Genomic DNA, 25882 nt, shown 5'->3' with positions numbered 1-25882 from the left:
TGTTACAGCCTCGCGGTTTCTAACTCGAACCCCACCGTGTAATCAGCCGCGCCGCTCTCGGCACGCCATAGGCAATAGGCCGCCATCCGCCACGCATACAAACGGCGTAGGGATTGGTATCGAGCCACCAATTCCGGGTCGCTATAGGCAGACAGAAACTGCTGTTCTTCCGCTTGGGTTAAAACTGTCCCTCGGTACAAGTGCTGCATGGCGGGCGACAAAAACAGGGCGAGGTCCTCACAAGGGTCACCCTGTGCCGGGCATTGCCAATCGATGAGGGTCAGCCCAGACCCTGCGACCAGAATATTCCCGGCCACAGGATCACCGTGAATCAAGCAGGTTCGGGACGTGGGTGCGACCTGTTCGACTGGCCGCATTCGGTCCAGACGGTGCCGGGCAGCCGACGTGCACCCTACAAGAATATTCTGCCCGTGACGGATCAGATCCACGCTACCATTGCATCCTTTGGGCGCATTGATGGGCAAATCAAGAGAATGAAGCTGATGCAGCAGTTGCGCCACCTGAGCCACCCCCTCGCGCCAGGGCGAGCCTGGCGCATGGTCATAGAAAACCCAATGGCCATTCTCATGCCGACCGGTTGCGCGAAGGCGTGGTGCAAAACCTGAATGTTCCAATGCTTTTAAGCATTCCGCCTCTAACGTGGCGTCATTGCGGAACATTGGATTGCGCAGTCCAGAGCGGTAGAGTTTCAAAACCTTGCCGCCGCCTTCCTCCCGCACTGTCCAGACCTGATTGGTGCGCCCACCATACAGGTTTTGAAACCGCGCATCCCCGGCAATCAAGTTTTGACGGCGCAGGTCATCAACGAGGTCTGAGGGAGGGCAGGTCAGTTCAAGCAGAGGGATCACCGGTACAATAAGCGAATCGCAGGTTGCACAGGTGTGGCCTGTCGCGACTTCCAGATCAAGCTCCGGTGCGGACCGCCATAACCATCTCAGCCGGAACGACTTCGCCACTTTCCAATGTCAGTAGGACAGAGGCGTTGTCGACTTGCGCTTCAACCACCCGGTTGTAGGACGCAACTGGCTGAGCCGACAGCAGCTTCTCGCCATCATAACTTTCCAAAGTGGCTGAATAAGTGCCCGATGATAGCGGGCTGCCATCGCTTGCCGTGCCGGCCCAGACGAACTCGGTTTCAGATGGCAGGACATTGAACTTTTCGATCACTTCGCCGTCGCTGTCTCGGATCACCACGACGGCCTTGTCGGACGAAGGATCGGCTTGCGTGGACAGAGTTACGGGTTCGCCGTCGAAATGAAACGCTGCGGTCGTTTGCACATCCATGCCGACCCAATTGGCAAGTTCTGCCAATTCCATACCACTCAGGGACAAGATAAGTTGGGACAGCAGGTCATTGGCCTGTACCTGCTGCTCCACCATTGAGAACTGCGCTAATTGTGAGGCGTATTCGCTCGAATCCATCGGCTCTAACGGGTCTTGGTTTTGCGCCTGAGTGGTCATCAAAAGCAAAAATGTGTCAAAGTCCGAAGCGATCGAGGCTGCAGTTTGCTGCGACGAAGACTGGGACTGCGTGTTGGTCTGGGTCGTCGACTGAGTTGCGGACATCATAGTCAAAGCCTCATATCGATCCGCCCATCAGGTCGCATTCGCGGCGGGGCAGGATCAGCATCTATTGTATGCTCTGGGTTAGGTGATGCAAGCTGAGTGTCGTCATTCTCAGCGGTTTCGTCATGCTGCGCATCTGTTGAGGTGCCTAAATCAACCGACAGGTCTCCTAGACCCAAGTTTTTGAACTCTGCTTCTAGAATCGCGAGATTGCGGCGCATCATGTCCAACGTTTCCGGGCGTTCAGCCGTAATCGTCAAATGCAGACCGTCGTCACGGCCATTTAAAATAATCGAAACTCGCCCTAACTCTTCGGGGTTCAGCGCCACTTCGACAGCACCCGAGGCTGGGCGTGTTGAGATAGCGGTGACCATCTGAGTCGCGATTGCGCGGGTCGTTTCCGCTCGGGCCACTGCCGTCGTCGTCTGAACAGGCGACCCTGAATCACGTGTTGCGTTCAACACAGAGGATTCTTTAACTCCCTGGATATCTTCGACCTCGGGAACCAGCGGTGTACCTGTTTCAAGAGAGAGTTTTTCAGAGACCGACAGCCGCATTTGAACAACGGTTGGCGCGTGATCAATCGTTGTTGGGGACCTTGATGAAGTGTTTTGCACAAGCGGTGCTTGCGGTTCTTCAGAAACCCGCCGGGCGAAGGTCGACGGTTCAGAGAGTTCTTTTGGAAGCGAAATCACATTTCCCGATACCATCAGACTAGTCGTAGATTTGGTGGTGGCTTCGGGTGTTGTGCTCGGTTGTTCTGAGCCCATCACTAAAGCTTCAAAAGCAGGTAGAACATCGCGCCGAACCTGCTTGTTCAGCGATTGCAAAGTTTCGATTTGCCGAGTTTCCGAATGATCTTCCCGAACCATTTTATCGACTGGTTTTATAGCTATAGGTAAACCGGGCGGTGTCGTGGACTGAGGGGCAGCGGCTGTTCCTTGAACAATTTCCGGCGCAAATTTGCGAACCTTAGGCTGTGGTTTGTCATCTGAAGTAGCGGAATTAATCGTCGTATCGCCACCCTCTGGTTCAGCTTCCAACTCAGCCTCCGCATCAATGTCTTGAGCCACTAAATCAGCTTCCTCTGTTGCGTGGGATTTTACGCTAGCTTCCGAATCCACGAATGTGTGAAAGGGCACGGATTCTTTGGCCTCGTTCACCTCCTGCTGAACAGCTTTCGGCTTCGCGGCTGTGCTTGGTGTGGACAGCATTTGTGAAAGAGGATTGGGCATTTTGCTGCGACTCCGTTTGTCTGAGCGGAAGCCTGCCCGCAGGAAGTTACGTTTATTTTAACCGCATTGGCCTTTGATCGAAAAAGTTCGAAGCAAATTTCGGAGAAAGCGATGAAAGTATCCGCGCCCGCGCCAGCCGCGCCTCCCCCTACAACCACCGAGAAATTGCAAGTCGCAGCTGTTGAATTGGAGGCCGTGTTTTTGGCCGAAATGCTGAAATCTTCGGGTTTGAGTGAGGCGCGTCAGTCTTTCGCCGGCGGTGTGGGTGAAGACCAGTTTTCATCATTCCTTGTGCAGCAACAGGCACGCGTGCTGGCCGAATCCGGTGGCATCGGCCTGTCTGAAATTCTGTTCCGGTCGATGATGGAGAAAGCAAATGCCGAACAAATCTGAACCCGATCTGATTAAGTCGCTTGAAAAAGTTTTGGACCTTGAGCGGTCCGCGTTAGTCGATGGCGATCTGGAACATCTGACGCATGTGGCGCCAGAAAAAGAAAAACTGATCGGAGCAATCAATGACCTTCAGGTTTTTGAAAGCGCCGAGTTGGTTCGGTTGCAGAAAAAAGTCGAGCGAAATCAAACTCTTCTCAACAGTGCCGCCGAAGGAATTCGTTCCGTGGCGAGCCGTGTAGCCGAAATGCGCCGTGTTCGTCAGGAATTCAGCACCTATGGTGCTGATGGGCAGCGCAGCGGGTTTACGGTGCGCCGCACCGCAAAGCTGGAAAAACGGGCATAGCGACGGTTTTGAATCAAATCCGAGTTTTCTGACGTGAAGACTTTAGCACTCCGTTAGGAGATCGGGGGCAATGGTGGTCGGGCATCTGAAACAGCAGGTGGCGCGAACAGCCGACGGTGAATCGCATTGATCAGAAAGACGTCAAAGCCCGCAGGCGCTGCGGGGTAAGTATGGGCGCAAAGGGCCCGAACGGAAAAGGAAGAAAGCTATGTCCAGCATTCTGACAAACAATGGCGCAATGGTCGCGCTGCAAACCCTGAAATCGGTCAACAAGAACCTTGAGTCGACCCAGAACGCGATCTCGACCGGTAAGGATGTCGCGACCGCCAAGGACAACTCTGCCGTCTGGGCGATTTCCAAAGTCATGGAATCGGACGTTCAGGGCTTCAACGCGATCAAAGACAGTCTGGCGTTAGGTGAGTCGACCGTTGCTGTTGCGCGAAACGCCGCGGAAACCGTGACCGATCTGCTGTCTCAGATGAAAGAAAAGATCGTCGCTGCTCAGGAAGACAATGTTGACCGCGACAAGATCAACACGGATGTTTCCGCTTTGCGCGATCAGATCGCTTCGGTGGTTGGGGCGGCCCAGTTCAATGGTCTGAACCTTGTGGACGGTTCGGCAGGTACGGCTTCGATCCTGTCCTCGCTTGACCGTGACAATACGGGTGCCGTGACTTCGGCTTCAATCTCGGTTGCAAGCCAAGACCTGTCTGTTGGTGGCTATGCCGCGAAAGCTGTCTTAGCTGGTTCTGACAATACGGCAGCCGACAATGATGCGGCCGGTTTCACAATGGACAAGGACAGTGGCACGGGAACGATTGTCATCGACAGTTCGACTGACAATTTCGCAGTGGGTGACAAAATTTCGATCACCGTGGGTGATCAGAGTGTGTCATATACGGTGCAGGATTCCGACCTTGATCCATCCGGTACGTATGACGCAGCTAACACTGACGCTAACGTCGCAATCGGCTTGAAGAACCAGATCGACGCCTTGGGTATTTAGGGCCTTTCGATCGACTATGATCCAAGTGCAGAAGGTACTTTATCTTTTGTAACTGGCTCAGGTGCCGCTGCTGCAGATCGTGACATATCAGTTTCGGCGCAATTTACCAATGCAGGTTCTGGTGGGTTTGGCGCTTTGAGTTCGATTGACGTCTCAACTGCCGTTGGCGCGTCAGCCGCGTTGGGTACCATCGAAACGCTGATCGACACGTCTATTGATGCCGCTGCGGCCTTTGGTTCGGCGCAAGGGCGGATCGAAACCCAGCAGGAATTTGTGTCCAAACTGACCGACGCCTTCAAATCCGGTATCGGTTCGATGGTTGACGCAGATATGGAAGAAACATCGGCCCGTCTGCAGGCGCTGCAGGTGCAGCAACAGCTGGCGACTCAGTCGCTGTCGATCGCCAACCAGGCTCCGCAGTCGATTCTGTCTCTGTTCCGCTAAGCTTCGGAAAATGGTCGGGGCGTGGAACCGCGCCCCGACCTTGATCGCCTAAAGATGGCCTATCGGAAGGATTCCAAGTGACACCGCAAACTCTTGCACAACGTGCCTACGCGAAGACCGCCGCGCCGACGCGTACCCCGCGTGATACCGAATACGACGCGATTTCAAAGATCACGCATCGGCTCAAAGCCGCGGCCTTCCGACGGAAAGTAGACTATGGCGGGTTCGTTCAAGCGCTGCATGAAAACCGGCGATTATGGTCCGTTCTTGCAACCGGTGTATCTGACTCTGACAACGCATTACCCAACGATCTGCGCGCGCGGATATTTTATCTGGCAGAGTTTACGGAACAACACAGCAGCCAGGTGTTGGGCAACAAGGCAAGCGTGGAGCCTCTGCTTGAGATCAACATGGCCGTCCTGCGCGGATTGCGGCAAATGGGTGCGGCTTGATGGGAGGGCTTGTACTGAAACTCGCTCCGAAAGAGCGTGTGTTGATCAACGGCGTCGTTGTGGAGAATGGCGACCGCCGTAGCCGGTTCTCGATTATGACGCCGGATGCGAATGTGCTGCGCCTGCGTGACGCAATACATCCCGATGAAGTGAACACTCCGGTTCGACGGGTGTGTTATGCTGCTCAGCTTGTACTGTCCGGCGATACGGAGCCCGAGCGCGCGCGACAACAGCTTTTGCGACGGGTTGAAGAGCTAAGTCAGGTCTTCACTGATACGGACAGTCGCCGCGTGCTTTCTGAGGCAACCGAAGCTTTGTTGGCGGAACAGTATTACAAATGTTTAAAAGCTCTGCGGGCTTTACTGCCCCGCGAAGAACGGTTGATGGCGTATAAACAATGACCTTTCAGCCTGTTGTCCCCACCGACGGTATCGTAGGTTGGCGTTTTTTGCAGCGGACCTATGACGCGCAATTGGAAAGTTTTTCGTCCTCCTCAGTCAACGAGAGGGAGGCCAACTACTTTCTGGACAATATCAGCAAGGTGCGGACGGCAGAGGATCTTGTTTCTGATCGACGACTGCTGGAGGTGGCATTAGGAGCCTTCGGCTTGGAGAGCGACATCGACAATCGCTATTTCATCCAAAAAATATTGTCCGATGGCACCAGCGCCGACGATGCTTTGTCTAACCGGCTGGCCGACAAGCGTTATCGAGAATTTTCTCAAGCTTTCGGATTGGGTCCGGGTGAGTTTCGCAAAACGGGCCTCGTCACGAATATGGAGGCGATAGCGAAGGACAATGTGGTGTCCCAATTTGAAATCGCCGTCGGAGAATCTGATGAAACGATGCGCATCGCGCTTTATGCACAGCATACTTTGGCCGATTTGGCGGCCCAGGACAGTAGTGTAGACACCAAGTGGTTCGATCTGATGGGCCAACCGCCTTTGCGCAGTATGATAGAAACAGCACTTGGTCTACCGTCGAACTTTGCGCAATTGGACATTGATAAGCAGTTAGAAGTTTTTAAAGAGAGGCTTTCGGGTCTGACGGGATCCGATGATTTGGCGCAATTTACCGACGAGGAAGCAGTGGGTAAATTTACCGATCAATATCTCGCACGCAGCCAAATCGCTCAGTTGCAAACCTTGATTTCCCCTGCTCAAACCGCATTGATTTTGCTGGGGGCATAGCTGCGCACGCGGTTTGGCCGAGCCGTGGCGTTGGAAATCTAGGCATTCAAAACGGCGTCTGCCGATGTTCTGAGCGCATAAGACCTAACGGGTTGGGAAACGTTGTGTAACGTGACTTCGCCCAATGGTACAGCATCTGCGCATGCAGGCTGAATGTCGGCTGAGACGACAATCCGATGTCCCACGGTTTTACCGTATTCCCCTAGTCGAGCGGCAACATTTGCGGCTTGTCCAATGACAGTGAAATCCAACCGTTCGCGCGACCCCACGTTGCCGTATGTAACCCGTCCGTAAGCAACACCGATCGAGCAATCGCATTGAGTATCAGAGCCGTTAAGACGCAGCTCACCCAGCTTTTCGACAATTTCAACGGCAGAGCGTTGGGCGTTCCCTCGTGCCACAATTGAGTCTTCACCTTCGGGAAAGACTGCCAACACAGCATCACCGATAAACTTCAGGACTTCGCCACCGTTGTCATGCACAATTCCCGATACGGTTTCGAAAAAGTCGTTCAACAGGCTGATATAGGCTGTGCGGCCAAGCTGCTCTTCCAAACTGGTGGAATTACGCAGATCGCAGAACATGATGGCTGCGTCGATCTCATCCCCGTCGCCGCGTCGGATCTCACCACCCAAAACGCGCGCCCCAGAACGCTTGCCGACATAGGTTTCCAGCAAAACCTGCGCGTTTTCGCGCTGCATGAAGACCTCATAAAACCGGGCGATGACCGATGAACATTCAAACACTAGCCCAAGGTTTTCCGTGGTAAATCCATCTGGGTGGTCACACGTCAATGTTAGCACATTGGTCCTGCCATCCGAGAACGGAAGTGGCATCGCGACGTAGTCGGTCGCGCCCTTGGCGCGCAAGTCTTCCATAATCGGAAAGCTATTATGGGGATTTTCATCGTTTAAACGCTGTCGCACGCCGCCTAACCCGTTCGAGACGTGGCGGAGGGGGCTGTTGATATAGGCGGGATGATCGTGAATTTCGTAGGTCGGTACATTGGTCGAAATTTCCGCCTCGCCCTTTTCCCAGATGTAATGCTTGCCCGCAATCAGCGGGTGCAGTGACCATGCCAGGATACTTAGCCGTTGAATGGCGATCCCATGTTCCAGCATCTTCTCGGCCAGAGCTTTGGTGAATGCTTCGGGCGTTTCGCTCTGGGACGCACCGCGCATCAACCAATCAATCAAAGGGCCGCTGATATTACCGTCATCAGGGTCTCGCAAGCGGTTCTCACCCAGATCCAACCTTGTGTAGGTATCGGGCATGAAGCTGACATGCCCTTGAATGGCAGCGCCTTCTGGCAGGGCTTCTTCGTAGGCCCAGACGGAATTGGTTAGTCGCTGACCGTCTAAGACAACGTCGTGATAGGTCGCCGTTCCTTTGAAAGGGCAAAAGGTCTGTAAGTCGGTTTCTTCGCCGAGGTCTACGCGAACATCCGCGCGCGGGATGTAGATCGTGGCGGGCAGCCGTGTCTCGTACATGACCTTGGCATTCGAACTTTCGGCCAGAAGGATGTCATCGCGGTATATCGCGATCCGGCCGTCCAGTGGCTCGACCGAGATTCCATAGCCTTTGGTTTTGGGTGTGGAATAGACGTTCATCATCAGACTCCCTGACGCGACTCTATATAGGATGGGCGTTCAATTCGACCATTCCAAGGGGCTTCACTGTCAATTTATTACACAGCCCATGTGCAAAGCAGCAGGGTCAGACCATCTGAATGACGTCTTTTTCGATCGACAGCATGTAGCCCTTTTTGGCGATATTCTTGACCAGTAACTCGCTAACCATCTGATTGCCTAATGCATCACGAAGCCGCTTTATACGGGTGGCCCCAGCAGCTTCGTCGCAGTCCGCAGCATCTTTGCCAGAGATCATCGCCTCAATCTGAACACCAGACAAAACTTCGTCATCTAGCCTAGACTCGGCTAGTACCGACAGGGTTTCCATGGCGGCAGGGGTTAGTTTGAAGTCCATGTTGTTCAGGTAAACCGTATTTTCTTCGCGGCTGATCAACAGTGAAGTTACCTGGATACCGGTGCGTTCGATTTGTGCCATGCGCCGGTTCAAGGTCACCAGCATTACTAGAAACACCAAAGCCGTCACAAGCATGGCTGTGGCGAAAACCAGCAGCACGAATATCACCATCCGGTAACTGGACAATGTGTCCGCAAAGGCGGTGCCGGATTGGGCCAGAATCTCGAGCAGCCGGATTTCGGTTTGTGAAGTCAGATCGCTTTCGATGAACAGCCGCTCGACCCGCGCGTTGAACGCGTTGGCATCGGGCAGGGTCCAGAACAGGAAGATCGCCGCCGTCACCAGAATCACCACGATCGCCGCGATGCCTGCGCCGACCAGTCTGACACCGGATCGGCGGGCCTCAGTAACGGAGATAGAATTTTCCGGCATTAGCCTTCCTTTTATCCAACCCTTCCGGTCCGAAAACGGACATGACGTTCAGCAAAGTCCAGCCAGAACCTTTCAGGCGCTGCGCGACCTCTTTCTTGGCCTTACCCTTGCCGCAGGAAGACACTTGCATGACGCCATAGTGCAGGCGCAGCGGATTGTCCTGCTTGGCCTTGTAATCGGCATAGCAGTCAGCAGCCGATGCGGTGGTGCCAAGCGATATCAGGGCCAGAACGGCCAGAGAAGATAGGATGTGTTTCATAGGCCGCATCCTGCGCATGGCTCGGCGAGATATTCAATAACATAAGGGGTTTCGGGATGCTGATATCAGATAACATCGGCCCGTTATTGCTTGTCTGAAGTGGGGGCGGTCAGTGTCGGCTTATCGAGCACACGACCCGCATCAGGGTCAAACAAAGACTATTGAAGGACAAGCACCATGCATAAGAAATTTATCGCCCTGATCGTCGCGTCGGCTGTTGCCATTACAGGCATTTCGGTTTCGCAGGCACGGGCTGCCGATGCAGGGAAAATTCTCGGTGGGTTGGCAGCAATTGCCCTTATTGGCGCCGCAGTAAAGCATTTCGACGACGAAAGAAAAAAGAACACCGTGACGCATAACTACAATCACATATATAAGGCGCCCAAGAAACACGTGCAAAAGAAGCCAAAGTATAGGCCGCCCCACGTGCGTCCGCTACCGAAACGCGTGGCGCGCTATGACCTGCCGCAACGATGCATGCGTTCCTTCAAAGGGTATTCCTCTAAGCGGCCGTTGCTGGGGACGCAGTGCCTGAGCAAGCACTACAAACACAGCAATAGCCTGCCGCACCAATGCAAGGTTGGGTTCTGGAATGGCAAAGAGGTTAAGCGGGCATACGAACCCGCATGTCTGCGCCAGAAAGGATACCGCGTAAGTTACTAGTATCAGGTTTCGAGCAGGAGTGGTGCCACAGAAGCGCCACGCGGGAGAGGGTGGCGCAAGCTGCCCTCTCTTTTTTCTTGCGGTGGCCGGCAAAACGCGATTTGCCAAAGGATATGACGACTCCGAACTATGAAATTGAGAAAGACGCCGCGAAGCAAGGTTACCTTCGGATCGCCGGTGTGGATGAGGTGGGTCGCGGACCGCTGGCCGGGCCCGTTGTCGCAGCCGCCGTTGTTTTGAACCCCGAGGATTTTCCTGAGGGGCTCAACGACTCGAAAAAGCTCAGCGCGAAACGTAGGGCCTCGCTGGAGGAAGCTTTGCGCGAAAGGGCCGAGGTCGCTATTTCTCAGGCCTCAGTGGCCGAGATTGATGAATACAATATCTTGAGGGCGTCGCATTTGGCGATGGAGCGCGCGGTGGCCGCGCTGGATCCGCCGCCAGACTACCTGCTGATCGACGGAAACATGATTCCACGCGGACTGACGATCCCATCGCAGGCGGTGGTGAAAGGCGACGCGCATTCGGTCTCGATCGCGGCTGCTTCGATCATAGCCAAAAACTGGCGCGATCAATTGATGGTGGATTTGGCGCAACAGCATCCGGGCTATGGCTGGGAGACAAACGCCGGATATCCATCGAAACAACACAGAGAGGCACTGCGAAATCTTGGTGTGACCCCACACCATAGACGTTCGTTCAAGCCTGTGCACAATATCTTGTATCAAGAGTAAATCGTAAGTTGCTGATTCAAAAAAGAAATTGACGGCGAATCGACTTTGACTCATCCTTGTCTCAACCAAATGAGCGCAAAAGCGCCGTGGATACTTGAGGCAGTAAAATGACAACAACGACCAAAAAGGGCGCAAAAGCGCTCCCTTTAAACACGATTTTATCTGGGGACTGCATCGATGTGATGAACAGTCTGCCGGAGGCGTCGGTCGATCTGATTTTCGCGGATCCGCCATATAATTTGCAGTTGAAAGGCCAACTGCACCGCCCCGATAACAGCCAAGTAGACGCGGTTGACGATCACTGGGATCAGTTTTCCAGCTTCGGTGCTTATGACCAGTTCACCCGTGAGTGGTTGAAGGCGGCGCACCGTCTGCTGAAACCCAATGGCGCGATCTGGGTGATTGGGTCCTATCACAATATTTTCCGCGTAGGCTCGGCCCTGCAGGACGCGGGGTACTGGATTCTGAACGACGTCATCTGGCGCAAGTCGAACCCGATGCCAAATTTCCGCGGCAAACGTTTCACCAATGCGCATGAGACCATGATCTGGGCGTCTAAACGCGAAGGGGCGAAGTACACATTCAACTACGAAGCCCTGAAGGCACTGAACGAAGGCGTACAGATGCGCAGTGATTGGGTGCTGCCGATCTGCACCGGGCATGAGCGCCTGAAGGACGAAAACGGTGACAAGGCTCACCCGACCCAAAAGCCCGAATCGCTGCTGCATCGAGTTCTTATCGGCTCGACCAATCCTGGTGATGTGATCCTTGATCCCTTCTTCGGCACTGGAACCACCGGTGCGGTCGCCAAAATGCTGGGCCGAGAGTTCATCGGCATCGAGCGCGAGGAAAGCTATCGCAAAGTGGCCGAAAAACGCATTGCCAAAGTCCGCAAGTTCGACCGCGAGGCCTTGGAGGTCAGCGCCAGCAAACGCGCCGAGCCGCGTGTACCTTTTGGCCAGCTGGTTGAGCGTGGCATGTTGCGCCCGGGTGAGGAACTCTATTCCATGAACCAGCGCCACAAGGCCAAGGTCCGTGCCGATGGCACGCTGGTCGGCGACAATGTTAAAGGTTCAATCCATCAAGTAGGCGCACATTTGGAAAATGCGCCATCCTGTAATGGTTGGACGTACTGGTGCTTTAAGCGTGACGGCAAGACAGTGCCGATCGACGTTCTGCGCCAGCAGATCCGGGCCGAGATGAACTGATTTCACCAACACCGCCGGTGCCTGTGGCCTGACACTAGGCACTACGCCTTGCCCCGCCGAATTCGGCGGGGTCTTTTGTTTTCTCAATAACTGGCTTCAATCTGTGCCTTCTGTATCCTGCGTTACAGTAAAGGAGCATGCGCCATGTCGGATACCGCAGCCAGTGAATCCCCTTTCAGCCGGTTCATTGTGACCCGACCGGACTCTTACGACACTGAGAACAAATACACCGAAGCTGCGCTGGAGCGGCACAAGCGTGAAGGTTTGGAACTTGCCGTCCGCGCCCGCTGGATCACGATGGCGCTGACCGGAGTTCTGCTGGTTTTTCTCAATCCGCAGTGGGAGGTGCTTTGGTATCACTTCGTGTTGCTGTTGATTTGCGCAAACGGTTGGTTGATCCAGCGAGCAGGTCGAGTGGGACAGTCCCGAAAGGAATTGCTGTTGATTTTCGTGGATTTGCTGATTTTGACTTTGGCGATGGTTGTGCCCAACCCGTTTAGCGACGATGTTCGACCTTTGGCCATGCAGTACCGGTTCGAAAACTTTCAGTATTTTTTCATCATTCTGGCGGCCGGCACGCTGGCCTATTCTTGGCGGACGGTGATTGCAATAGGGTCATGGACAGCGGGAATATGGACCGCTGGTTGGATCATCGCATGGTGGGTTGCGACTCCTATGCCCGGTCTCAGCGAGCGTGTAACCGAGGCTTTGGCGGCGTATCCGGATTTGGCCGAGATTCTGGATCCCAACAGTTTCCGGTACGAGTTACGCATTCAGCAGGTGGTCGTTTTCATGATGGTGGCGGTGACTTTGGGTGTGTCGATGCGGCGGCTTAATCGGTTGCTGATGACCAATGCGGGATTGGAGCGAGAGAGGGCGAACCTGTCGCGGTATTTTTCACCGAACGTGGTGGAGCAACTGAGCCATAATGACGAGCCACTTAAACAAGTGCGCAAAGAAGATATCGCCGTTCTGTTCATTGATATCGTCGGGTTCACGAAATTTGCCGCCGGGCGGGACCCATACGAAGTGATCGAGGTTTTGCGGGGCTTCCATGCCCGAATGGAAGCTGAGGTATTTCGTCACCACGGAACGCTGGACAAATACTTGGGCGATGGGTTGATGGCTACGTTTGGAACTCCGGTTCCTACGCCGCAGGATGCCAGTAATGCTGTTGCCTGCGCCCGCGATATGGTTGCAGTGATGGATCGTTGGAATGCTGAACGCCGCCGGTCCGCAGAGCCCGAAATTCAAGTCGGGATTGGGGTGCACTATGGTTCGGTCGTTCTGGGCGATATCGGGGCCAATCGGTTGGAGTTCGCGGTGATTGGCGATGCAGTGAACGTGGCAGCCAAATTGGAAGCACTGACCCGCGAATTTAAGGCAAAAACGATCCTAAGCGATGCGGTTCGTAGCCGATTGGAAATGGAGAGCCACCAAACGCCCGCGTTGATGGAGAGGTTTGAGAAATTCGAAAACTGCGCGGTTCGCGGAGTAGAGGCGCCGATGGATGTGTGGGTTCTGAGAAAGCTCCCGCCGATCCACCATACATCGTAGATGCAAAGCGGATCGTTGGGTCAGGCTGCACGCTAGCGCGCGCAGCGGTCAAGTACGTGGTTGGGGATTCAGCGAATTATTGTAGGGCTGCCAGTCTGTGACTTCGGGGTAGTATTGGCGACGCCAGGCGCGGACACGCGGGTTCATGACCCGGCGCCAAAGCGGTGGGATCATAGCCGCAATTGTCATTACCGGGTAGCCGTATGGCAGTTGTGGAGCCTCGTCTTCAGAGTGGTGCTGCAGCAGAGGAAAACGGCGGTTCGGCTTGTAGTGATGATCCGAATGTCGCTGCAGATTGATCAGTAACCAGTTCGAAGCCTTTTGCGATGCATTCCACGAATGACGTGGCTGGACATGCTCGTATTTACCTTCGCCCAGGTGTTTTCGGGTCAGGCCGTAGTGCTCGACATAATTGACCAATTCCAGCTGCCAGATGGCAACGCCCGCTTGGATCAAAAACAGGGCCAGACCCGACAGCCCTCCGATTAGAAAAGCCAAGGCCAACATTGCACCTTGCAGAGCCAAGTAGCGCCAAAAGGGGTTGGCCAAGTCGGTCCATGGGCGGTCTTTACGGGCTAGTTTGTCACGCTCGGCCTGGAACGAAGAGACGAGGCATTGCTTCAACACTCGTGGGTAAAAGCGGTGGAACCCCTCGTTATAACGCGCTGTGACCGGGTCTCGGGGGGTGCCGACATAGCGGTGATGGACCAGCAGATGTTCTGAGCGGAAATGCGAATAAAGCACCATTGCCAGAAGTATATCGCCTAGCCAGCGTTCCAATCGCCCTTTCTGATGCATCAACTCGTGGCTGTAGTTGATCCCGATCGTGCCCGAGATCACGCCCATGCCGAAGAAGAGTCCGACCTTGGCCAGCGTCGATAGCTGGTCGGTATGCGTAGCGAACCAGATCAGACCGTAGAGGGTTAGGAATTGCACCGGGACCCAAGCTTTCGTCAGCAAGATATGCCAGCGTAGTGCAGGGTCGGGTGTGTCTGGATCAGCATTTTTCAAGTCCAACCCGGTTAGCCGGTCTAGGACCGCAAAAGCCCACCAAGTCGAGAGCGGCACTAAAAGCACCCACCAGCCACCGGCAAAAGCGGTGAACCAAATCAATGGGATAAGCAGGAACGAGATCCAGAAGGGCAATGCCGATTGCCAATTGGACAGAGTTGCAGATGCGGTCATGAGGTGGCTCCGGATACTGCGTACACACTATCGTTAGTCCAGCGGGTGGCACAACGGGTCAACGATTGCGCCAGAGGTCGTGCGCCTTGCGCATCACGGTTGGCAGATCGCTTGGGCGAAAGACGTGTTTTTCAATTGCGATTAGCCCTTCGGGGGGTGGGTCGTCTGGGGTGCGCGCGGACCAAATCCGCAGGATCAGATGGAAATGGGTAAAAGTGTGGCGCACCTCGCCCGCCAATTCCTGCCAATCCGCTTCAAATGGTGGAGTTTCAGCCGGTGCTTCCGACCAGTCAGACCCTGGCCAGCCCAACATTCCACCCAGCAGCCCTTTATCCGGGCGGCGCTCTAGCAGCAGCGCTTCGTCCTCGCGCTGAGCAATATAGATATGACCGTACCGCGTGGGTTTGGGTTTTTTGGGTGTTTTGCGCGGTAGCTCGGACTGTGTTCTGGCTGCACGGGCCTGACAGGGATCGCGCAAGGGGCAAATGCCGCAGGCAGGAGATTTCGGGGTGCATATAGTGGCACCCAAATCCATCACAGCCTGTGCATAGTCGCCAGGCCGTTTTTTGGGCGTCAACGCTGCTGCTTTTTCTTTGAGCAGAGGTTTCGAGCCGGGCAGAGGTTCGTGAATATCATGAAGTCGTGCCATGACCCTTTCTACGTTTCCATCCAGCACCGTCTCTGGTCTGTCGAAAGCGATGGCTGCAATGGCGGCCGCGGTATAGGGGCCGATGCCGGGCAACTTCAACAAAGCGTCATAGGTATCGGGAAAGTCTCCTCGGTGATCTTCTGCCACCGCGCGAGCACATTTCAGCAGGTTTCGGGCGCGGGCGTAATAGCCTAGTCCGGCCCATTCGCCCATGACCTGTTCGTCAGGCGCAGCGGCCAGCGCCTGAATCGTCGGCCAGCGCAGCGTAAACCGAGTGAAATAGTCGCGTACTGCGGCAACCGTGGTCTGTTGCAGCATCACTTCGGACAGCCAGACGCGATAAGGGTCGGGCGTGACGCCAGCCGCCCGGTCCGAAGGACCAACGCGCCAGGGCATCTCGCGGGCGTGACGGTCATACCAGTCGAGTAATGTACCACTCAGGGCTTGTTGAACGCTGTCACGCAAGTTTTATCTATCTCCATGTCGGGTTTCGCTGGCGCCCGGTGTTATGCCCTTTACAATAGCGGCGCAGGAGTTGGAAACCAGATGCAGCGCAGACGTTCTTCGACCCGCGGGTTCAAACGCACCGCGACATTGCTGAACGGCCAGATCAGGCGCGCCGGCGAAAGCCGGGGCTTTGCCGTTTCGCGACTGCTTACTCATTGGGCCGAGATTGTGGGTCAAGACCTTGCTGCCATCGCGCAGCCGGTGAATGTGGGGTATGGCAAGGGTGGGATGGGCGCGACGTTGACCGTTTTGACCACAGGGCCGCAAGCTCCGATGCTGGAAATGCAAAAGGAACACATGCGGGAAAAAGTGAACGCGGTGTATGGCTATAATGCCATCAGCCGGGTGCGCATTACCCAGACCGCACCGACCGGTTTTGCCGAGGGGCAGGTCAGTTTCGGCCACAAACCGAAAGTGACAAAACCCAAGATAGACCAAGAAATCGCAGCCGAGGCTGACCGGACCGCACGCGACGTTCACGACGGTGATCTGCGCGCGGCCCTTGAACGTCTGGGTCGTAACGTTTTATCCAAACAAAAACGCTGAGAAAGGGCTGAGAAATGAGCCGTATTGCAACCGGAATTTGTGCGGCGGTCGCTATCGTCGCAGGCGGCTACTGGCTGTCGCAGTCGAATTCCGCTCCCACCTATCCGCTGGTCGGCAGCGCCGAGGCGCAAGAAGCAGATCTGGATACCTCGACCATTGTCGAGATGACGCTGGGCGCCGAAGACGCGCCGGTCGAGATCATCGAATATGCTTCTTATACCTGCCCGCATTGTGCGAATTTCCACAACGGCGCGTTTAAAGAGCTTAAGAAAGACTTCATCGATACCGACAAGGTCAAGTTCATCTACCGTGAAGTGTACTTTGACCGCTATGGTCTGTGGGCTTCAATGGTTGCACGCTGCGGTGGCCCCGAAAAGTTCTTTGGCATTTCCGACCTGATCTATGAAGGTCAGTCCGAATGGACAAAAGCCGGTGGTCCGGCCGAGATCGTGGACGAACTGCGCAAGATCGGACGACTGGCCGGGATCGACAATGACCAACTTGAGGCTTGCCTGCAGGACGGCACGCGCGCTCAGACGCTGGTTGCCTGGTATCAAGAAAACGCTGAGCGTGACGGCATTCAGGCGACCCCATCTTTCCTTGTGAACGGCAAGAAAGTCGACAACCAGTCTTATGCCGATTTCAAGAAGCTGATCGAAGACGAACTGGGCAGCTAATTGCCTTCTGCGACCGGCTTTTGGGCCGGTCGCCATTTAGGGCGAGGGGGCAATCTGCAGCAACATCTGCCGGACCTTGTCGGCCTCATCCACTTTTAGACGTACAGGCAGAGTGATGACCTTGCTGCGGAACGCGGCAGGAAGGCGCACGGCGTCTTTTTCCGTGGTGACCATCTGCGCGCCCAGCAGGCGGGCGTCGTTTTCCAGTCTGGTCATCAGGGCCGGGGTCAGAGGTTGGTGATCGTCCAACGCTTCGGCCCGTAGCAACGTCGCCCCTTGCTGGCGAAGAGTGTTAAAGAATTTCTCGGGGTGGCCGATGCCTGCAAAGGCTAGAACAGGTGTTTCGTTCCAGTCCATGCCGGTCTGAAGAGGCTCGACTGCGCCGGTGGCGTGAGGCACGCTCAGGGCGTGCCCCCAGCGGTCACGAAATTCGTTTTGTGCCGCGTCATCGCCTAAGGACAGTACCAGATCGGCGCGTTTCAATCCAACGTCCACGGGTTCTCGCAGTGGCCCGGCTGGCAGGCACAGACCGTTGCCAAAACCGTGGGCTGCATCGACAACAACAACAGAGAAATCCTTGTCGACCGAGGGGTTTTGAAACCCGTCATCCAAGACAATCGCTGTCGCTCCGGCTTCGGCCGCAGCACGTGCACCTGCGGCGCGATCCTTGGCAACCCAAACTTCTGCAAAGGCGGCCAACAAAAGCGGTTCGTCCCCAACTTGCGCGGCAGAATGTTTGCTGGGATCAACCCGCACTGGCCCGTCTAAGGAACCTCCGTGGCCGCGCGTGACAACGTGCGTTTTGTGATAGGCGTCACGTAGCCGTTCGATCACCCAGGTAACGGTCGGGGTCTTACCTGTTCCACCGGCGTTCAGGTTTCCGATGCAGATGACCGGGACACCCGGCTTGATACCTGTGTCGGATGCGACACGTCGCGCTGTTGCAGCCGCGTATACTCGACCCAGCGGTGCCAGCAAGCGCGCGCGTAAATCCAACTGGTCAGGTGCCGTGTTCCAGAACTCAGGTGCTCGCATCAATCTGCACTCCGTTGGTCCAGACAGTCTTGTACCATGTCAATCAGCCGGTCTGCCTGCGGTGCGCCATCGGATACGATTTGCCACCCGGCCAGCGCCATATCAGCGGCTCGGTCAGGCGAAAGCAGCTCGACCACAGTGTCACCCAGTTCAGTCGCCGTTCGTACAGTGCGCGCAGCCCCAGCCAAGTCCAACTGATCGTATATTTGCTGGTGCCGATGTACAAACGGACCATGAATCAATGCAGAGCCTAAAGCGACGGCAGCAAGCGGGTCTTCCCCGCCTGAGCCACGCTCTAAAGAGCTGCCCATGAAGGTCGCAGGTGACACCCTAAGCCATAATCCAAGGTCTTCCGGTTCAGATGTTAAGACGACCTGCGTTGTATCTTCGATTTGCCCAACGTCATCCCAGTTGGTGCACCGCAAATCCATGGCCTCTAGTCGCCTGCGCAACGGTTCCGCCTCAGCCATGTCCGCAACGTGTAGCACAAGCGTAAGCCGCGGCATCATCCGCATAGCCTGACGGTGTGCGGTCAGAACTGAGATGAATTCTTTGTCTAGAACATACGCTGCCAGCCATACAGGACGACCGGCAAGAGCGTGATTTGTTTCAATCAGTTCATCTTCGGGCCAGGGCTTTGGATTCGCGCTAACCTGCAAGGGTGGGGCTTCTTTGACCTTTTCCGAGGAGATGCCAAAGCGCCGGATTGTCCTGGCTGTTACGGTTGTTGTGGCGAGAACCGACTGAAAACAGTCAAGCGTAAAGCGTGTGATATCCGGCAGCCACTTGGCTCCGCGTGCAACCTTAATGTCGATTTGGGCTTCGATCAGAATCAAGGGGATACCGCGTTCCTCAGCGCGAGTGATCAAGTTGGGCATCAGCCCACCACCAACCCACAGGCCAACATCAGGATGCCAGTAATCCAGAAATACACGCGCCGTGCCGCTTTGGTCCTGGGGTAGATTGATAAGAGGATAGTCTACCTGATCCCAGCGCCGCAGATCGGTTTCCGGAGGTGCCGTCAACAGTACATTCAACGTGGGTCTGGCCTGCTGCAGTCTGCGGCAGAAATCGACAACTGCACGCTGGCGGTTTTGTGAACTGATGTGCACCCATATCAACTCACCCTCGAGACGTGGAAGATCAGATTGATTGGCCGAGCTGGACACGCCCCAGGATAAAACCCGATAAGCGGCCAAGCTAAGGGAACGCGGTTTGCTCATGGGCTAATACCGGCGCTGTTCGGATCGAGTTGCGCGTGCAAGGCCTGGTAAACAGGTGCGCCTGCTGCAATCACACCGTTAAGGCGTGGATGCACGTTGTTGAAGCGCAAGGGCTGGCCCAACCGGTTTGAGCAGATGCCGCCTGCCTCGCGAATGATCAGGTCTCCGGCTGCGATATCCCACTCCCAACTGGGGCGCAGCGTCAGCATCCCGTCAAAACGCCCTTGACCAACAAGAGCCATGCGATAGGCCAGTGAGGGGCGATAAACCCGTTTGAAATCGGGTGCCAGACCACTCTGCCAATGGCGTGGGTCCAGATTGGGTTTGGCAGCCAACACTTCCGCCGATTGCAATTCCGAGATTCCGGATACTTGGATTGGTTCTCCGTTCAGTGTTGCACCTTGTCCTTTGGCAGCAGCATACAGCAGATCGCGAAGTGGCAGGTAAATCACCGCCGCTGTGATCTCGCCCCGCTCGGCGACGGCCAGCGAATGTGCCCACGTGCGTGACCCCTCGGCAAAGCTCCGAGTGCCGTCGATCGGGTCAATAATGAACACCTGCTCTTTTTCCAGGCGATCACCAGTATCTTCAGTCTCTTCACTCAGCCAGCCATAGCCAGGACGGAGGGCTGGCAGGCGTTGTTCCAGCATCTCGTTGACGGCCAGGTCGGCTTCGGTAACTGGCCCCGCGCCATCAGGTTTATCCCAACGTTGCGCAGTTCCGCCCGAGTAACGGGTTGCGATCTTTCCAGCCTCAAGTGCGGCGTCAATCAGAAGGTGCAGGTCAGCTGCCGGCAAGTGTCATTCCTTCGATCAGCACCGACGGGACCACCCGCGACAGGTAGGGCCGTGCATCATTGGCCGGGACGATCCGCTTCAGCATATCGCGCAGGTTGCCTGCTATGGTGCATTCGTTGACCGGGTGGGTTATTTCGCCGTTTTCAACCCAGAAACCCGAAGCGCCGCGCGAATAGTCGCCCGTGTTTGGATTGATGGTTGACCCGATCATGGATGTCACCAACAGCCCGGTGCCCATGTCGCGCAGCAAATCTTGGCGACTGTGTGTGCCCTGTGTCAAGCTCAGGTTCCAATTGCTTGGCGATGGTGGACCTGAAACACCGCGGGCGGCATTGCCCGTCGAAGTCATGTCCAGTTTGCGCGCACTGGACAGGTCCAGTGTCCATCCGGTCAGAACGCCGTTATCGATAATGGCTCGGCGCTGCGTCGCCAACCCCTCGGCATCGAAGGGACGAGATCCCGCGATGCGTGGGCGGTGTGGATCTTCGATCAGAGACAGGTGTTCCGGTAGGACCTGCTCACCGAGACAATCCTTTAACCAAGACGCCCCTCTCGCAATCGCTGCACCATTGCTTGCTCCAAGCAGGTGACCGATCAGCGAGGATGAGATGCGTTCGTCAAATAGTACCGGAAAGGTGCCTGTCGCGGGCTTTTGCGCACCACGCAAAGCGACAGCGCGTTCGCCAGCAGTACGGCCGATGTCTTCCGGGTTACGCAGATCGCTTTGGAAAGTGCGGCTGTCGCCGTCATAATCACGCTCCATACCCGTGCCTTCGCCCGAGATGGCAACACAAGAGGTCGAGCGACTGCTGCGGGCATAACCGCCGGTAAAGCCGTTGGTTGCTGCCAGGTGCACTCGGTGAGTGCCATAAGCCGCGGCTGCGTCCGACACTTGCGAGACCCCTTCAACGGCCAGCGCTGCGGCTTCGGCAGCTAACGCGTCGCGCAACAGATCTTCTGCGGCAGGTTCCGGCGACGAATCGAACAGTTCCAGTGCATCCAGATTCCAGCTCTTGGCCAATTGATCCGCATCGGCCAGACCGGTGAACGGATCTTCGGGCGCTTCGCGGGCCATGGCAACGGCACGTTCGGCCATCGCAGTCAGGGTTTCCGGTCGACTGTCCGAACTGGATACGATGGCTTGTCGTTTGCCTATGAAAACTCTAAGGCCAAGATCAGTACCCTCGGATCGCTCAGCATGTTCCAATGCCGCACTGCGTACTTCAACAGAAACCGAAGAGCCGTCTATCACAATGGCATCCGCCGCATCGGCCCCGGCTATGCGTGCTGCGTCCAGCAGGGATTGGCTGATATCTTCAGGTGTACGGGTCATGCGGCCTCCGGTTTCATTGCTTTGGACCTAGCCTTGGACCGCCTGTCCCGCAAGACCTCAGGGCGGACAGAATCCATGCCAGACCCTCTAAAATTGGCCAAACGCAGACTGGATCGGGAAAGGATTTACATTTCAGTTTGAACTTCGATTGGGTGAAGTCCTTTGGAAATCTGCACGTTTGAGATCAAAACAGACCGCGCCTTGCATTCGCAATTGAAGCACTATCGTCGGGCTTGTTGTAGTTCGGTTCTTAATCGCTCAGGGCCCAAAATGCCGCTTTGCGTACCGCCCTAGCTGCTAACCCAGAGGCTAATCCTGTAAACTTAGGGTAGACGGGGCGAAGCTCAATTCTGGCTGAGCTTCGCCCGCCTCGCATCATTTTATGCGTTGGCCGTTCGCCAGTATTTGCCCGTCTTCTGTGAATTCGATTTTCGAATTCAACGTGTCGGGCTCTTCGCCGGGAACGGCCATCATGCCCATCATCATACGCGCGCCGACGGCTTGGTTCTCTTGCACCAGACCCATGCCAATCAGTTTGTCGATCAGCGCGTTGGCACCCACAAGTTGTAGATTCGCCACGCCTGACGGAGACGGCAGGTTGCCAATCTCGGTCGCGCCCGAATTGTCGAATGTGAAATTGCCGTCACCGGTCAGCTTGGCACCCACCAGCGACACCAAAAGTTCATTGATTTTCAATGAATGCAGCTCTCCGGGTGCTTCACCCGATGTCTCGAGTGCATCAATGGAGGCAGGGTCGAAGAAATTCGTCAGGACTTTGGCTGTACCGGTGGCATCCAATGCGATCGTCGCGGGATCACGAGGTAGGGCGCCAGCCGGGTCGAAGATGCTCCAAAGCACATCCGACATGGTGAAATCCGTCAGATTGACTGCAAAGCCAAAGGGTTGGATTTCTTCCGATTGCTGCACGGGAAACTCGAATTTCAGCCCGGCATTGGCCATGGCAATTTCGATCGGGAAGGGCAGATCGGCCGTCGTCACCGCTAGCTTCGCGCTGTTTTGCTCGACATCATAGGCCAGACGCTGTTCGTCGAGGCTGATGCCGAATCGTCCACCTTCGGATTCGCTCCCCATCGAAAATGCCTGACCTTCGCTTGTGCCCGCGATTGAGGTCTGGCCCGAGGCATAGTTGAACAAGCCCGAAAACGAGAATCCACCCATGAAGAAGGTCTGCGGATCAGAACCGTCGAAGTCTTCGGGGATTACACTTGTGCCTTCAAAGTTCACCTGGTTCAGGCTTCCGCTAATTTTGCCATCATCCGAGCCTTCGGGATCGTTGAACGCCAGATCATAGGTCAGACCGGCGGCCGTCATGCTCTGATCGACCGAGCGGGTCTCGCCGACCTTCATCTGCGAACTGCCGGATAGATCGGTCATCTTGACATCCATGGCCACGATATCATCGGGCACGGTTTCGTCATCGACCTGCAGCCCGTCCAGCTTAAAGCCAAGGGTGGGTGCGGAATACGCATAGGTCATGTCGTAGGGAGCACCCGAAACAACCATTTCCAGCCCAGTGTGGTAATACTCGATATCGACTGAGAAAACCTCTCCTTCTTCCTCGCCGGACACGGTCATGGGGAAGCTTTCGGGTACGTCTATACTGACTGTACCATCGCCGTTTTCAGTCAGGGTCATCTGCGGCAGGGTCGTTTTGAATGACCCGTTCGTGTCCTCCATGGCTGCGACGATGGTCATATCGGTGATCGTGGTCACATCACCCGAAGTGGCTTGCTCGGCCGTTACCGTATAGCCCATCTGGGTCAGATAAGACTGCCAGTCGTCCCAGACCTGCTGTGCGGTGATATCGGCGAACGCGCCTTGGGTGACAATGGCATAGGCCAGCACTGCGCCACTGGTGCGGCGAAGAAAAACGGACATCTGAGAACCCTTCGTGATCAATTTTGTGGGCATCGTCGTGCTTGCGGCGGCGGGCGTCAAGGGGCAAGGGCTGGACGCTTTCCCCCTTGGCGCGGTAGAGATTCACACAATTTCAAAACAATGGAGGTACTGGGGTCAAATGCAGGGGAAAACCGTACTGATAACAGGGGCTAGCCGCGGCATCGGGGCCGAGGCGGGGCGCGTATTTGCCGCAGCAGGGGCGAATGTAGCACTGGTGGCGCGAAACCGCGATCAAATCGGGGCGCTGGCCGACGCGCTGGGCGACAATGCTATCGCACTTCAATGTGATGTCAGCGATTTTTCGCAGGTCGAACAAGCCGTTGCGGATTGCGTCGACCGGTTCGGCGGGTTGGACGTTCTGATCGGGAACGCGGGCGTCATTGATCCAATCTTTCATCTATCCAACGCAGATGTTGCAGCGTGGAGCAGCGCAATCGACATCAATCTCAAAGGTGTCTTCTACGGGATGCGGGCTGCTCTGCCTATCATGCGTGCCGCAGGTGGGGGCACGGTGATCACGGTCTCTTCAGGTGCGGCTTCGAATGCTATTGAGGCGTGGAGTCATTATTGCGCCTCCAAGGCCGGGGCCAAGATGCTGACCGAATGTTTGCATCTTGAGGAATCATCTCATGGTATTCGTGCCATGGGCCTTTCGCCTGGAACAGTGGCTACGGAAATGCAGCGCGTTATCAAGGCCAGTGGCATCAATCCTGTCAGCCAGCTGGACTGGAGCGATCACATTCCCGCCGACTGGCCCGCAAGGGCGCTGCTTTGGATGTGCTCGGCGGATGCGGACGAATTCCTTGGTTCTGAGATTTCACTGCGCCGTGAAGATATCCGTCAAAGGGTTGGCCTGACGTGATCGAACTGACCAAAGAGAATGGGCTTTGGACAGTCACGCTGAACAATCCAGAAAAAGCTAACGCTTTGACAGGCGCGATGTTGGCGGAATTGGTCGGAATTGCCGAAGCCGCGACAGAAGCGCGTGCGCTTATCCTGACCGGTGTGGGCAAGGTGTTCAGCGCCGGGGCCGACCTTGAAGAAGCGCGTGCCGGTCTTGCAACTTCCGACCTGTGGGAGAGGTTGTCAGGTGCCATCGCCGCCTTGCGTTGCCTGACAATTGCGGCATTGAACGGAACGCTGGCAGGTGGTGCTAACGGCATGGTCTTGGCTTGCGATTTGCGCATTGCGGTGCCGCAGTCCAAGGTCTTTTACCCGGTAATGAAACTGGGTTTTCTGCCGCAACCTTCTGATCCTGTGCGCATGGCCGCCTTAATCGGGCCAGCGCGCACCAAGATGATATTGATGGCTGGGCAGAAGATTACCGCAAGCGAGGCTTATGAATTTGGACTGATCGACCGCGTGGTTGAGCCCGACCAACTGATGGCCGTGGCACACGAACTGGTATCAGACAGTCTGTCAGCCGATCCCCAAATAGCTGAGGGAATTGCAAGGATGTGCCGATGAGATTGTCCGCTGTGCTGCTACGCGTCGCTGATCCAGACCGCTTGGCCGGGTTTTATACGGATACGTTTGACATGGTGGCGCGCACTCAGGGACCGAACCAGCGTCTCGGATATGCCGGTCAAGATGCAGACCTGCTGCTCATGCCGGGCGGAGGCGGGTACATTCAAGATGGCGGGCAACGATACTGGAAGATCGGTATCACCGTGCCGGATGTTGATCTTGCGGCCGCGTATCTGCGGCGCAAAGGGGTGCAGGTTTCGAACCCGAAGCAATTCCTCGACATAGGCTATATGTGCCATCTGAAAGACCCCGAAGGCTTTGTCATAGAACTGTTGCAACACGATTTCGAAGGCAACCGCCCTGAAAATGCCGCTGATCCTGCCAACCCTTTTGCCAATGCCTGTGTCGGTCAATTCACTTTGCGCACAGGGGATATAGGCGCCGAAGATGCCTTCTGCCGCGCGCAGGGTATGCGATTGCTTTCAATTCAGGATGTCGCCCAATATGGGTTCGACCTGCATTTTTATGCCTTCACAGATGAGGAGCCGCCGAATGCGGACCTTTGGTCAGTCGAAAACCGTGAATGGTTGTGGAAACGTCCATATACCACGCTAGAGTTCCAACACCTCGCCGGGGCGCAGTTTGCACCTGCACCGGATTACCGGGGGCTAGAGGTTCAGGGCCTAAAGGATTCTCTGCACGATGCTTTCGGTGATCCTGTGCGACCCGGCTGATCAGCGCCCGCGTCGTTTTCCTGGTACTTTCGATCGGAATCCCGGCGGGCGCTTTCGAACCCAGTTCAGGAATTTCTCCAGTCGGGGATGGGTGCGCAGCGCTTCGACTGTGTTGAACTCACGCGCCAATTCACCTTCGGTCAGTGTGGCGTGGACCTCTTTGTGGCAAATCACATGCAGCAAAACCGTCGGTCCGCCCTTGCCCCCTTTGAGTTTTGGGGTCAGATGGTGCACGCTGCCACCCCCATCAGGGATGGGGCGGTCGCACAGCGGGCAAATCGGATCGTTGTTTGACATGACAGGGACAAATTCGCGCCCGACGGC

General features: G+C 55.8%; 28 protein-coding genes and 1 pseudogene. 15 read left to right on the top strand and 14 right to left on the bottom strand.

The window, feature by feature from the left end; genetic code table 11:
* Positions 1–2: 2 nt before the first annotated feature.
* The 3 genes from ACR0L3_RS17705 to ACR0L3_RS17695 are packed head-to-tail and all read right to left on the bottom strand — an operon-like array spanning position 3 to position 2822.
* On the bottom strand, positions 3–977 hold the full coding sequence (locus ACR0L3_RS17705; RefSeq protein WP_480747083.1) for a phosphotransferase: 975 nt from the start codon (positions 975–977) through the stop codon (positions 3–5).
* Positions 925–1590, bottom strand: a complete 666-nt coding sequence (locus ACR0L3_RS17700) for a flagellar hook capping FlgD N-terminal domain-containing protein (protein WP_480747082.1) — start codon at positions 1588–1590, stop codon at positions 925–927. Before ACR0L3_RS17700 ends, ACR0L3_RS17705 begins: the two co-directional genes overlap by 53 nt.
* A 2-nt stretch (positions 1591–1592) precedes the next feature.
* Positions 1593–2822, bottom strand: a complete 1230-nt coding sequence (locus ACR0L3_RS17695) for a flagellar hook-length control protein FliK (protein ID WP_480747081.1) — start codon at positions 2820–2822, stop codon at positions 1593–1595.
* Between the two features lie 111 nt (positions 2823–2933).
* Between ACR0L3_RS17695 and ACR0L3_RS17690 the strand changes: the two genes are divergently transcribed.
* The 6 genes and pseudogenes from ACR0L3_RS17690 to ACR0L3_RS17665 all read left to right on the top strand — a co-directional run bounded on the left by ACR0L3_RS17690 (position 2934) and on the right by ACR0L3_RS17665 (position 6649).
* Positions 2934–3215 (top strand): rod-binding protein, encoded by a 282-nt coding sequence (locus tag ACR0L3_RS17690; protein ID WP_480747079.1) that lies wholly within the window; start codon positions 2934–2936, stop codon positions 3213–3215.
* The gene (locus tag ACR0L3_RS17685; RefSeq protein WP_480747078.1) at positions 3199–3558 is read left to right on the top strand and encodes a flagellar biosynthesis protein FlgN; all 360 of its coding nucleotides are present in this window, start codon (positions 3199–3201) and stop codon (positions 3556–3558) included. The genes ACR0L3_RS17690 and ACR0L3_RS17685 overlap by 17 nt, the downstream gene beginning before the upstream one ends.
* A gap of 208 nt (positions 3559–3766) precedes the next feature.
* Positions 3767–5008 (top strand): annotated as a pseudogene (locus ACR0L3_RS17680) (flagellin N-terminal helical domain-containing protein).
* A 77-nt stretch (positions 5009–5085) separates the two neighbouring features.
* Positions 5086–5460 carry a flagellar biosynthesis regulator FlaF gene (flaF, locus tag ACR0L3_RS17675; RefSeq protein WP_480747077.1) on the top strand — a complete coding sequence of 125 codons (375 nt, stop codon included), beginning with the start codon at positions 5086–5088 and terminating at the stop codon, positions 5458–5460.
* On the top strand, positions 5460–5861 hold the full coding sequence (gene flbT / locus ACR0L3_RS17670) for a flagellar biosynthesis repressor FlbT (protein WP_480747076.1): 402 nt from the start codon (positions 5460–5462) through the stop codon (positions 5859–5861). The genes flaF and flbT overlap by 1 nt, the downstream gene beginning before the upstream one ends.
* Complete coding sequence (locus tag ACR0L3_RS17665; RefSeq protein WP_480747075.1) at positions 5858–6649, top strand: DUF1217 domain-containing protein; 792 nt, start codon at positions 5858–5860, stop codon at positions 6647–6649. Before flbT ends, ACR0L3_RS17665 begins: the two co-directional genes overlap by 4 nt.
* Before the next feature lie 38 nt (positions 6650–6687).
* Here ACR0L3_RS17665 and ACR0L3_RS17660 read toward each other — a convergent pair whose 3' ends face one another.
* The 3 genes from ACR0L3_RS17660 to ACR0L3_RS17650 form a co-directional block, all read right to left on the bottom strand.
* On the bottom strand, positions 6688–8259 hold the full coding sequence (locus ACR0L3_RS17660) for a DUF427 domain-containing protein (protein ID WP_480747074.1): 1572 nt from the start codon (positions 8257–8259) through the stop codon (positions 6688–6690).
* A 106-nt stretch (positions 8260–8365) separates the two neighbouring features.
* Complete coding sequence (locus ACR0L3_RS17655; protein ID WP_480430266.1) at positions 8366–9067, bottom strand: winged helix-turn-helix domain-containing protein; 702 nt, start codon at positions 9065–9067, stop codon at positions 8366–8368.
* Positions 9039–9326 (bottom strand): hypothetical protein, encoded by a 288-nt coding sequence (locus tag ACR0L3_RS17650; RefSeq protein WP_480747073.1) that lies wholly within the window; start codon positions 9324–9326, stop codon positions 9039–9041. The genes ACR0L3_RS17655 and ACR0L3_RS17650 overlap by 29 nt, the downstream gene beginning before the upstream one ends.
* A gap of 177 nt (positions 9327–9503) precedes the next feature.
* Between ACR0L3_RS17650 and ACR0L3_RS17645 the strand changes: the two genes are divergently transcribed.
* The 4 genes from ACR0L3_RS17645 to ACR0L3_RS17630 all read left to right on the top strand — a co-directional run bounded on the left by ACR0L3_RS17645 (position 9504) and on the right by ACR0L3_RS17630 (position 13485).
* Positions 9504–9989, top strand: a complete 486-nt coding sequence (locus tag ACR0L3_RS17645) for a hypothetical protein (RefSeq protein ID WP_480747072.1) — start codon at positions 9504–9506, stop codon at positions 9987–9989.
* 113 nt (positions 9990–10102) lie between these two features.
* On the top strand, positions 10103–10720 hold the full coding sequence (locus ACR0L3_RS17640) for a ribonuclease HII (RefSeq protein ID WP_480747071.1): 618 nt from the start codon (positions 10103–10105) through the stop codon (positions 10718–10720).
* 107 nt (positions 10721–10827) lie between these two features.
* Positions 10828–11928: a DNA methyltransferase gene (locus ACR0L3_RS17635; RefSeq protein ID WP_480747070.1), complete on the top strand. Its 1101-nt coding sequence runs from the start codon at positions 10828–10830 to the stop codon at positions 11926–11928.
* A 144-nt stretch (positions 11929–12072) separates the two neighbouring features.
* A complete protein-coding gene (locus ACR0L3_RS17630; RefSeq protein WP_480747069.1) occupies positions 12073–13485 on the top strand; it encodes an adenylate/guanylate cyclase domain-containing protein in 1413 nt (470 codons plus the stop codon).
* 48 nt (positions 13486–13533) lie between these two features.
* On the opposite strand, the gene ACR0L3_RS17625 is transcribed toward ACR0L3_RS17630, so the two are convergent.
* On the bottom strand, positions 13534–14670 hold the full coding sequence (locus ACR0L3_RS17625) for an alkane 1-monooxygenase (protein ID WP_480747068.1): 1137 nt from the start codon (positions 14668–14670) through the stop codon (positions 13534–13536).
* 58 nt (positions 14671–14728) lie between these two features.
* Positions 14729–15784 (bottom strand): A/G-specific adenine glycosylase, encoded by a 1056-nt coding sequence (gene mutY, locus ACR0L3_RS17620; protein ID WP_480747067.1) that lies wholly within the window; start codon positions 15782–15784, stop codon positions 14729–14731.
* 81 nt (positions 15785–15865) lie between these two features.
* On the opposite strand from mutY, the gene ACR0L3_RS17615 reads away from it, so the two are divergent.
* Together ACR0L3_RS17615 and ACR0L3_RS17610 are read left to right on the top strand one after the other, a co-directional pair.
* Positions 15866–16372, top strand: coding sequence for a DUF721 domain-containing protein (locus tag ACR0L3_RS17615; RefSeq protein ID WP_480747066.1), 507 nt, complete (start codon positions 15866–15868; stop codon positions 16370–16372).
* A 14-nt stretch (positions 16373–16386) separates the two neighbouring features.
* Entirely contained in the window at positions 16387–17049 is a 663-nt protein-coding gene (locus tag ACR0L3_RS17610; protein ID WP_480747065.1) for a DsbA family protein, read from the top strand.
* Positions 17050–17085: 36 nt separating this feature from the next.
* On the opposite strand, the gene lpxK is transcribed toward ACR0L3_RS17610, so the two are convergent.
* The 5 genes from lpxK to ACR0L3_RS17585 all read right to left on the bottom strand — a co-directional run bounded on the left by lpxK (position 17086) and on the right by ACR0L3_RS17585 (position 23336).
* Positions 17086–18084 carry a tetraacyldisaccharide 4'-kinase gene (gene lpxK / locus ACR0L3_RS17605; protein WP_480747063.1) on the bottom strand — a complete coding sequence of 333 codons (999 nt, stop codon included), beginning with the start codon at positions 18082–18084 and terminating at the stop codon, positions 17086–17088.
* Positions 18084–19307: a 3-deoxy-D-manno-octulosonic acid transferase gene (locus tag ACR0L3_RS17600; protein WP_480747062.1), complete on the bottom strand. Its 1224-nt coding sequence runs from the start codon at positions 19305–19307 to the stop codon at positions 18084–18086. Before ACR0L3_RS17600 ends, lpxK begins: the two co-directional genes overlap by 1 nt.
* On the bottom strand, positions 19304–20104 hold the full coding sequence (locus ACR0L3_RS17595) for an inositol monophosphatase family protein (protein ID WP_480747061.1): 801 nt from the start codon (positions 20102–20104) through the stop codon (positions 19304–19306). The genes ACR0L3_RS17600 and ACR0L3_RS17595 overlap by 4 nt, the downstream gene beginning before the upstream one ends.
* Positions 20091–21437, bottom strand: coding sequence for a TldD/PmbA family protein (locus tag ACR0L3_RS17590; RefSeq protein ID WP_480747060.1), 1347 nt, complete (start codon positions 21435–21437; stop codon positions 20091–20093). Before ACR0L3_RS17590 ends, ACR0L3_RS17595 begins: the two co-directional genes overlap by 14 nt.
* 375 nt (positions 21438–21812) lie before the next feature.
* Positions 21813–23336, bottom strand: coding sequence for a DUF2125 domain-containing protein (locus tag ACR0L3_RS17585; RefSeq protein ID WP_480747059.1), 1524 nt, complete (start codon positions 23334–23336; stop codon positions 21813–21815).
* 139 nt (positions 23337–23475) lie between these two features.
* Between ACR0L3_RS17585 and ACR0L3_RS17580 the strand changes: the two genes are divergently transcribed.
* The 3 genes from ACR0L3_RS17580 to ACR0L3_RS17570 are packed head-to-tail and all read left to right on the top strand — an operon-like array spanning position 23476 to position 25558.
* Positions 23476–24219, top strand: a complete 744-nt coding sequence (locus ACR0L3_RS17580; RefSeq protein WP_480747141.1) for an SDR family oxidoreductase — start codon at positions 23476–23478, stop codon at positions 24217–24219.
* Positions 24216–24824, top strand: a complete 609-nt coding sequence (locus ACR0L3_RS17575; RefSeq protein ID WP_480747058.1) for an enoyl-CoA hydratase/isomerase family protein — start codon at positions 24216–24218, stop codon at positions 24822–24824. The genes ACR0L3_RS17580 and ACR0L3_RS17575 overlap by 4 nt, the downstream gene beginning before the upstream one ends.
* Entirely contained in the window at positions 24821–25558 is a 738-nt protein-coding gene (locus ACR0L3_RS17570) for a VOC family protein (RefSeq protein ID WP_480747056.1), read from the top strand. The genes ACR0L3_RS17575 and ACR0L3_RS17570 overlap by 4 nt, the downstream gene beginning before the upstream one ends.
* On the opposite strand, the gene ACR0L3_RS17565 is transcribed toward ACR0L3_RS17570, so the two are convergent.
* Positions 25559–25855 carry an HNH endonuclease gene (locus tag ACR0L3_RS17565; protein WP_480747055.1) on the bottom strand — a complete coding sequence of 99 codons (297 nt, stop codon included), beginning with the start codon at positions 25853–25855 and terminating at the stop codon, positions 25559–25561. It abuts the gene before it with no gap.
* Between the last annotated feature and the right edge of the window lie 27 nt (positions 25856–25882).

This window comes from Ruegeria sp. CK1, from assembly GCF_056536545.1.
Note: the sequence above shows the minus strand (reverse complement) of the source record. Positions and strands in the feature narration are given on the sequence as shown.